The 6,280-nt window shown below is 47.3% G+C and carries 7 protein-coding genes and 1 pseudogene; 5 read left to right on the top strand and 3 right to left on the bottom strand.

All coding sequences use genetic code 11. The features are described from left to right. The 3 genes from Q0236_RS08320 to Q0236_RS08310 form a co-directional block, all read right to left on the bottom strand. Positions 1-1,122: Hsp70 family protein (locus tag Q0236_RS08320; protein WP_297916823.1), on the bottom strand; the 1,122-nt coding region annotated here is incomplete at its 3' end. 44 nt (positions 1,123-1,166) lie between these two features. Continuing rightward, the gene (locus Q0236_RS08315) at positions 1,167-1,742 is read right to left on the bottom strand and encodes a nucleotide exchange factor GrpE (RefSeq protein ID WP_297881939.1); all 576 of its coding nucleotides are present in this window, start codon (positions 1,740-1,742) and stop codon (positions 1,167-1,169) included. Then, positions 1,739-2,527: an HrcA family transcriptional regulator gene (locus Q0236_RS08310; RefSeq protein ID WP_297916820.1), complete on the bottom strand. Its 789-nt coding sequence runs from the start codon at positions 2,525-2,527 to the stop codon at positions 1,739-1,741. The genes Q0236_RS08315 and Q0236_RS08310 overlap by 4 nt, the downstream gene beginning before the upstream one ends. A 550-nt stretch (positions 2,528-3,077) precedes the next feature. Here Q0236_RS08310 and Q0236_RS08305 point away from each other — a divergent pair. From Q0236_RS08305 to Q0236_RS08285, 5 genes and pseudogenes are all read left to right on the top strand, one after another. Beyond that, positions 3,078-3,758: a F0F1 ATP synthase subunit A gene (locus Q0236_RS08305; RefSeq protein WP_291937725.1), complete on the top strand. Its 681-nt coding sequence runs from the start codon at positions 3,078-3,080 to the stop codon at positions 3,756-3,758. Next, positions 3,748-3,972: a hypothetical protein gene (locus Q0236_RS08300; protein ID WP_297916818.1), complete on the top strand. Its 225-nt coding sequence runs from the start codon at positions 3,748-3,750 to the stop codon at positions 3,970-3,972. Before Q0236_RS08305 ends, Q0236_RS08300 begins: the two co-directional genes overlap by 11 nt. Before the next feature lie 112 nt (positions 3,973-4,084). Beyond that, on the top strand, positions 4,085-5,506 hold the full coding sequence (gene gatB / locus Q0236_RS08295; RefSeq protein ID WP_297916816.1) for an Asp-tRNA(Asn)/Glu-tRNA(Gln) amidotransferase subunit GatB: 1,422 nt from the start codon (positions 4,085-4,087) through the stop codon (positions 5,504-5,506). 90 nt (positions 5,507-5,596) lie between these two features. Then, positions 5,597-5,881, top strand: coding sequence for a hypothetical protein (locus tag Q0236_RS08290; RefSeq protein ID WP_297916814.1), 285 nt, complete (start codon positions 5,597-5,599; stop codon positions 5,879-5,881). Between the two features lie 117 nt (positions 5,882-5,998). Further along, a pseudogene (locus Q0236_RS08285) lies at positions 5,999-6,280 on the top strand (glycerol-3-phosphate dehydrogenase); the annotation flags it as partial.

The following is a 6,280-nucleotide window of genomic DNA, read 5'->3' as shown; positions in this document are numbered from 1 at the left end:
CGCGCCTTGGATTGCAGCGCCGATTGCTACGACTTCATCAGGGTTTACGCTCTTATTTAGCTCCTTGCCGAAAGCCTTTTTGACCTCCTCTTGCACCAAAGGCACGCGCGTCGAGCCGCCTACCATGACGACTTCTTTTATGTCGTTCATGCTAAGACCTGCATCGCTTACGACCTTTTTTAGAGTGCTTATGGTCTCATCTACCAAAGAATCGATCATGCTTTCAAATTTAGCTCTAGTGATGGTTTTCATCAGGTGTTTAGGACCCGTAGCGTCAGCGGTAATGAAAGGTAAATTTACCGTCGTTTCCATCGCACTGCTTAGCTCTTTTTTGGCGTTTTCCGCAGCCTCTTTTAGGCGTTGCATAGCCATGACATCGCCGCGCAAGTCGATGCCTGTTTCAGATTGAAATTCTGAGGTTAAAAAGTCGATCAGTTTGTTATCGAAATCATCGCCGCCCAAAAATGCATTACCGCCGGTAGCTAAAACTTCTACGACGCTATCGCCGGTTTCTAGCACGGTTACGTCGAATGTACCGCCGCCCAGATCGTAAACGACGATCTTTTCAGACTCTTTTTTATCCAGTCCATACGCAAGCGCCGCTGCGGTCGGCTCGTTGATGATACGAAGCACGTTTAAGCCCGCGATTGTTCCCGCTTCTTTCGTCGCCTTTCTTTGGCTGTCGTTGAAATACGCAGGCACGGTGATGACCGCATCTACGACCGGCTCGCCCAAAAACGCCTCGGCGTCCTCTTTTAGCTTGATTAGCACCTTGGCTGAAATTTCTTGCGGCGTATAGACCTTGCCCGCGATCTCTACCGCGCAGGCGCCGTTTCGGTCGATGATCTTATACGGTAGGCGCTTTTTAGCTTCCTGCGCGTTTTTCTCGTTCATCATAAGACCCATGATGCGCTTGATCGAGTAGATCGTCTTTTCAGGGTTAGTGACTGCTTGGCGCTTGGCGCTGTCGCCTACTAAAACCTCGCCTTTGTCGGTGAAAGCTACTACCGACGGAGTGGTGTTTTTACCCTCTTTATTCGGTATGATCTTGCTCTCGCCACGCTCAAATATGCTTACGCACGAGTTTGTTGTTCCTAGGTCGATGCCTATGACTTTTGCCATTTGTTATCCTTTGTATTGAATTTAAAATTTTAAAATTTGAGCGATTATTTCGCCACCACTACCATAGCGGCGCGCAAAACGCGCTGCTTATACATATATCCTTTTTGATATACTTGAACGATATCGCCTTTTTTAGCGCCTTCGGCTTCAATCATCGAAATAGCGTTATGCACGCTAGGATCGAATCCCGCATCCGTCGCTATCGGAACGATACCGTATTTTTCAAAAGTCTTTGTAAAAAGGCTTAGACATTGTTTTACGCCAACTTCGATTTTATCCGCAAGCTCATTACCTTCCACATCAATTTTGGCGGCTTCCTCAAGCGCGTCGATAATAGGCAGCAGATCTTTTGCAAAGCTCTCGCTAGCGTAAGCAACAGCGCTATCTTTTTCTTTTTCCAAACGTTTTTTGAGATTTTCAAAATCCGCATTGGCGCGGTAAAATTTATCGGTGATCTCACTTAACTCGTTTTGAAGCTTTTGTATCTGCGCATCGGTATCGTCGCATGTCTGCGCCTCTTGTGGCTCGCTCGCCTCTGACGCGCACTGCTCGCAAACCTCTTTTTCTTCACTATCGCACGCTGCATTTTTATCGCCGTGCTCTTTAAATTTATGGCTCATGCTACTCCTTTAGCGTAGTTAAAAAATTTCTCGTAATTCTCGTAAACGCTGCCTGCGCAGATCATCGTAGCGTCCTCGCCTTCGAATTTTACGGGGCGTTTGATCCCCATAAATCCGTGCTCGAAGTAGGGCGCGAAGATCAAATTTTTAGTAAAATTTACGGCGATCGAGGGGTTGAGTAAAATTTTAAACCGCTCGTCTTTGAAAATTTTATACGCCACGACCTCGTTACAAAGAAATTCGATTTTAGAATTTTTTAGCTCTTTGATTTTGGTGCTAAGCTCGCGCAGACCGATCTGCATCGAAGCTAGCTCCAAATCTCCGAGTGAAATTCCTATTAAATTTGATAGGAATTTAAAAACTCTAAAATCGTATTTTAAGATAATCTCGTCTTTTCTAAATGCAAGGATTATAAAGCGATCATTGTGATTGATAACTTCGCTTAGGGCTTCATTTTCGGCGTTGAAAATCATACAGTAAATTTCAAAATCCTCAAGCACCGCTTCTAGCTCGCGAGCATCGTCTATTTTTAACTCATCGTCGAAGCTAAGTCTAGCGCGCCAGTAATCCTGCATCGTCGCGACTGTAGGGATCCTGCCGCCGCTTACGTGAAGCTGTTTGAGCGCCCCCTCATCGCTTAGGCGCTTGAAATAAATGCGGATCGTGGATGCCGACATCGCCACGCCCATACGCTCGCCGAGCTCGGAGGAGCCGATCGGGGTGTTACTATCCAGATAGGCTGAAATGATGGATTCCAGGATCATATCGCGTTTATTCGTTTTCACTTTTAGCACTCTTTCGGTAAGATTGCCAGTATTATACAACATTGAGTGGTAGGATGTCAAGGTTTTTATATAAATTTTATAAAATTTTAGCAATCGGGTCCTGAGTTTGCTAAATTTTAACTATGATTTTTTTGAGGTGAGCGTAATTCTTGGAATTCTTGGAATTTATCGCGGTGCCATCACGGTAAATTTTATCGTGCTTTTCGTATCTTTAAACACAAATTTTACCGCCAGCCGGCTTAGGGCTTCTCTGTATACGCCGTATACGCCAGATAAATTCTATTTTGCAAAAATAGCTAATTGGCAGTGTAGCCGTAAATTTCGTGCTTACTAGCAAAAATTTTGTCATTTGCTGTAAATATGGAGCTAAATGCCAAAAAAACGCAAAATTTCCGCAGAAATGGCGCGCAAGCTAGACGAAAGTGCTAGGCAAGCAAAGCGGTGTGAGAACTCGCAAAGCTCAAAATTTTACTCGCTGACGCAAATTTAAATATACTTTAACGAATAGAAGTGTAAAATACGCCACAAATTTCAACGATCAAGGGTTTTTATGCTAAAAGACATCTTCCTTTTTGGCGGTTTAATTTCTTACGACCACACCTTTATCTACCTTTTTTACTTCTTTTTGGTCGTCGCTATCATCGTAGCCGTCGCGCTTTGCTCCACTCGCTCGCTTCAGCTTGTGCCACACGGCATGCAAAATATCGCCGAAGCCTACCTAAGCGGCGTGCTAACGATCGGTAAGGACGCTATGGGTAGCGAGGAACAAGCCAAAAAATATCTTCCGCTAATCGCAACATTGGGATTTGTGATATTTTTTAGTAACGTTATCGGCTTGGTGCCGGGCTTTGAGTCGCCGAGCGCGAGTCTAAATTTAACCCTTTCGCTTACGCTTTGCGTTTGGTTATATTACCATTTTGAGGGCGTTCGCGAGCACGGCGTGATCAACTACCTAAAACACTTTATGGGACCGGTGAAAATCCTAGCTCCGTTTATGTTCGTCATAGAGATCGTCTCGCATTTTTCGCGCGTCGTATCGCTTTCGTTCCGACTTTTTGGAAACATCAAAGGCGACGATACCTTCCTTCTTGTTATGCTTACTCTCGCTCCTGCGCTAATACCGATGGTACCGTTTGCGCTGCTTACTTTTATGGCGATTTTGCAGACTTTCATTTTCATGGTTTTAAGCTACGTTTATCTAGCGGGCGCCGTGATCGTCGATGAGCATTAATTTTAAGCGAAATTTCTTATACTTCCTCGTGGGTGCGTCGTTCGGATTGATCTTCGTCGGCGCATTCGTCTTTTTTGCCTATCCGTCATTTTATTTTTTGGGGTTAAAATTCCTCTTCATCTGCACCGCTCCCGGCGTGATTTGCGTCATCATCACCTGCTTGATGGTCGATGTTTTCGATCTGAAAGAACGACTAGCCCGCGAAGGCGAGTAAGATCTTGCGGGTAAAATTTTAAAATTTAGCCACGCCGTGTGCCGCTACAAGCGAGTATTAAAGCAAAAAATTGTAAAATTACGCGAAATTTTTATTCTAAAAGGTTAAGTTTATGTTTGAAACCGTGATCGGCCTAGAGGTACACTGCCAGCTAAATACCAAAACTAAAATTTTCTGCTCCTGCCCCACGAGCTTCGGCGACGAGGCGAATTCACACGTCTGCCCGACCTGCCTGGCGCTTCCGGGCGCTCTTCCCGTGCTAAACGAGGAGGCGGTTAAAAAAGCCATCAGCTTCGGCACCGCCGTCAATGCGACGATCAATCGCAAGTCGGTATTCGACCGCAAAAACTACTTCTATCCCGACCTTCCCAAGGCGTATCAAATTTCGCAGTGGACGATCCCGATCGTCGAGCACGGCGAGCTTTTCATAGCCGCGGACGGACAGAGCAAGCGCATCGGCATCACGCGTGCGCACCTGGAGGAGGACGCGGGCAAAAATAATCACGAAAGCTCGCGCAGCCTGGTCGATCTAAACCGTGCCGGCACGCCGCTTTTGGAGATCGTAAGCGAACCTGATATGCGCTCTGCTGACGAGGCGGTCGCGTATCTAAAAAAACTCCACAGCATTTTGCGCTTTTTAAATATCAGCGACGCAAATATGCAGGAAGGCTCGTTTCGCTGCGACGTAAACGTCAGCATCCGCCCGCAAGGCGAGCAAAAGCTCTACACGCGCGTGGAGATTAAAAATTTAAACTCCTTTAAATTTATCCAAAAGGCGATCGAGTTTGAGATCGAGCGTCAGATCGAAGCGTGGCAGGACGGCAAATATGAGCAAGAGGTCGTGCAAGAAACCCGCCTTTTTGATACCGCTAAGCTTATCACCAAGCCGATGCGCAGCAAAGAAGACAGCGCCGAGTACCGCTACTTCCCAGACCCCGACCTGCTAACCGTGATCGTGGATGACGAGATGCTGGCTGCTGCGCAGCAGATCCCCGAGCTGCCGGATCAGAAAAAGGCCCGCTACGTCCGCGAGCTGGGCGTTAAAGAGAAAGACGCCGAGATCATAATCTCCATCTACGAAAACGCGCGATTTTTTGAGGATCTAATCGCGGCTGGGCACGAGCCAAAACTCTGCGTCAGCTGGCTTACCGTCGAGCTTGCGGGCAGGCTCAAAAACGGCGTTACGATCGAGGATTCGCCCGTAAACAGCGCGAAGATGAGCGAGCTTTTAAGCGCGATCGAAGGCGGCGCAGTGTCTCAAAAGGCCGCCAAAGAGGTGCTTGATTATCTAATGGAGCACGACGAGGCCGTAAGCTCGGTCATCGACAAGCTAGGCTTGAGGCAGGTAAGCGACGACGGCGCGATTTTGGAGATCATAGCGCGCGTGATGAGCGAAAACGAGGACAAGGTCGCGGACTACCGCGGCGGCAAAGACAAGCTATTCGGCTTCTTCGTAGGCCAAGTGATGAAAGAGGGCAAGGGCGCGTTTAATCCTGCGAAGGTAAACGAGCTTTTGAAACAGAAGCTGGGCTAATTTCGCAGCTGTACAGCGGCGAATTAAATGCGGCGCGGCGCATGCGATAGATGAAATTTAGAGATAAAATTTCTAAATTTTATGGCTCGCGTGAAATTTGATCTGTGCTTTGCGGACACGCTTCGCGGTAAAGCGGTGTTTGATAAAAGCTTGCTCGAGCGGGCAGGGCGGCGCGCATTAGCCAGCTGTATAATGAGTAAAATTTTACCTACGGCGGGCGGCACGAGTGGATTAAATTTAATAAATTTAGTGTGCGCGGGCGCAGTGAAATTTACCGGCTCGCGTGCGGCGAGAAACCGGATAAAATTTTACGTCGCGACGTTGCAAGGTTTAAATTTACGCAGGCGGGTTAAATTTCGGCAAACCACCTTGTAAATTTAACGCAAAGCCGCGCGATAAATTTAGCTGCGGTTAAAATTTGCGCCAACGGATCGCTCAAATATCCGGCGCAAGTTTTGCGGAATTTTATAAATTAAGATCGAAAGGGCTACAATGAAAATCGCGGTTATCGGCGCGGGCAAATGGGGCAGCGCGCTTTGCGACGCGCTAAGCGTGAAAAACGAATGCGTCATCACTTCGCGCACGCCTAGGCAGCTTGTGAATTTCGTAAGCGTAAAAGAGGCGCTTGATTGCGAGGCGCTCATTTTCGCGCTCGCAGCGCAGCAGACCGCGCAGTGGCTGGATCAAAATTTTATAAATTTAGGCCAAAAAATTCTAGTCGCGTCCAAGGGCATCGACGCCGCAAGCGGCAGGTTTTTAAACGAAATTTTTGAA

Source organism: uncultured Campylobacter sp. (assembly GCF_938031315.1).
Taxonomy (GTDB): Bacteria; Campylobacterota; Campylobacteria; order Campylobacterales; family Campylobacteraceae; genus Campylobacter_B.
This window is presented reverse-complemented; position numbering and strand designations above follow the sequence as displayed.